This is a genomic window from Nitrosomonas supralitoralis (assembly GCF_003011925.2).
GTDB lineage: Bacteria > Pseudomonadota > Gammaproteobacteria > Burkholderiales > Nitrosomonadaceae > Nitrosomonas > Nitrosomonas supralitoralis.
On the sequence record NZ_PXXU01000172.1, the window covers coordinates 1 to 763 of the forward strand.

General features: G+C 54.1%; 1 protein-coding gene. It reads right to left on the reverse strand.

The features are described 5' to 3' along the window. Positions 1-763, reverse strand: a 763-nt coding sequence (gene tnpC, locus C7H79_RS17270) for an IS66 family transposase (protein ID WP_119983681.1), incomplete at both ends; no start/stop codon positions are given.

A 763-nucleotide genomic window follows, 5' to 3' on the forward strand; every position in this document is an offset into this window, starting at 1 on the left:
ACCGGCTTGATAGTCGAAGATGATAATGCGCGGCCCAGGTTCCAAGTCGTTGCTGCGATAGGCCCACAAGTAGGCCTTGCGTGTCTTGCCTTTGCCAGGATCAAGTTGCGCTACTGGCGTTTCATCGGCATGCAGCGTGTTGCCTTGCAGCAGATGCCATGTCAGTCGATCCACCAAAGGTTGCAGTGCAACGCCGCTACGACCGACCCATTCCGCCATTGTTGAGCGGGAAAGCGTGACTTGTTCCCGCGCGGCAATCTGTTCTAAGCGATACAGTGGCAGGTGATTCAGGTATTTACTGGTCAGCACCCAGCTCAGCAGGCCGGGTGCGGCCATACCACCATCAATAATGGCTGACGGAATAGGCGCGGCGGTAACGGTTTCGCAAGTCTTGCAGGCATATTGTGGGCGGATGTGACGGTGAACGAAGAACTTTGCTGGCTCCACATCCAACTGTTCGCTGACATCTTCACTGATCTTAACCAGATTGTGGCCACATTGACTGCATTGACCGGATTCCGGCTCATGCCGGTGCTCAATGCGTGGCAAGTGATCCGGTAATGGTTGGCGGCCAGAGCGGGAACGCGGTGCTTTGGCCGGATCTGCTTTTGCTGATAGGTCGATCTGTTCGATTTCGGCATGTACCGCCGCCAAATCAGATTGCAGGGTTTCCTCAAAAAGATCAGGATGCGAGGTAGACAGTGATTCACTCTTTTTGCCAAATAGGTTCCGGCGCAAATAGGCCAGTTCCATAGTCAATGCT